Here is a 1,182-nt window from a genome sequence, read left to right as displayed (position 1 = left end):
ATATCCACTAAACCAGCATGAAATAAGGCATTTGGCAAAAGAAGATAAGTTGGAACCTGTGGAACAACAGCTCTAATACCTAGCTCAGGCGGAACATCAAGCGGTATAGAGAGATTAGACGAAGGTTCCAAAGCATCAGAGGACTTAGAAGGCTTTAGTTCAACAGACGCAGAAGGAAGAACAACAGAATCTGTAGAAGAAGGAGAGTCAGACATAAACGACGTAGAAAGTGGATCGGGGGGAGAAGATGGAGGATCAACAGGATCAGGGGATGTAGAAGAAGGAGAGTCAGACATAAACGACGTAGAAAGTGGATCGGGGGGAGAAGATGGAGGATCAACAGGATCAGGGGATGTAGAAGAAGGAGAGTCAGACATAAACGACGTAGAAAGTGGATCGGGGGGAGAAGATGGAGGATCAACAAGAGCAGAGGACGTAGAAGAAGGAGAGTCAGATATCAACGACGTAGAAAATGGATTGGGGGGCGGAGGATCAACAAGAGCAGAGGACGTAGAAGAAGGAGCATCAGATATCAACGACGTAGAAAGTGAATCAGGGGGAGAAGATGAAGGATCAATAGGATCAGGGGATGTAGAAGAAGGAGAGTCAGACATAAACGACGTAGAAAGTGGATCAAGGGGAGAAAATGGAGGATCAACAGGATCAGGGGATGTAGAAGGAGGAGAGTCAGATGTCAACGACGTAGAAAGTGGATTGGGGGGCAGAGGATCAACAGGACCAGAGGACGTAGAAGAAGGAGAGTCAGATGTCAACGACGTAGAAAGTGGATCGGGGGGAGAAGGTGGAGGATCAACAAGAGCAGAGAACGTAGAAGAAGGAGAGTCAGATATCAACGACGTAGAAAGTGGATCGGGAGGAGAAGATGAAGGATCAACAGGATCAGGGGATGTAGAAGAAGGAGAGTCAGACATAAACGACGTAGAAAGTGGATCGGGGGGAGAAGATGGAGGATCAACAGGATCAGGGGATGTAGAAGAAGGAGCATCAGACATAAACGACGTAGAAAGTAGATCAGGGCGTGGAGAATCGACAGGAGCAGAGGACGTAGAAGAAGGAGGGTCAGACACAAACGAAGTAGAAAGTGGATCAGGGCGTGGAGAATCGACAGGAGCAGAGGACGTAGAAGAAGGAGGGTCAGACACAAACGAAGTAGAAAGTGGA

The 1,182-nt window shown here is 47.8% G+C and carries 1 protein-coding gene and 1 pseudogene; one reads left to right on the top strand and one right to left on the bottom strand.

Going from position 1 to position 1,182, the window contains the following annotated elements; translation table 11 throughout:
- Positions 1-461: pseudogene (locus ACFILZ_RS09830) on the bottom strand (autotransporter outer membrane beta-barrel domain-containing protein); the annotation flags it as partial.
- Positions 462-477: 16 nt separating this feature from the next.
- Here ACFILZ_RS09830 and ACFILZ_RS09825 point away from each other — a divergent pair.
- The coding region (locus tag ACFILZ_RS09825; RefSeq protein WP_375682389.1) for a hypothetical protein at positions 478-1,182 on the top strand (705 nt) is incomplete at its 3' end.

Source organism: Bartonella sp. AP40SXNS, assembly GCF_042195825.1.
In the GTDB taxonomy this organism is placed as follows: domain Bacteria; phylum Pseudomonadota; class Alphaproteobacteria; order Rhizobiales; family Rhizobiaceae; genus Bartonella.
This window is presented reverse-complemented; position numbering and strand designations above follow the sequence as displayed.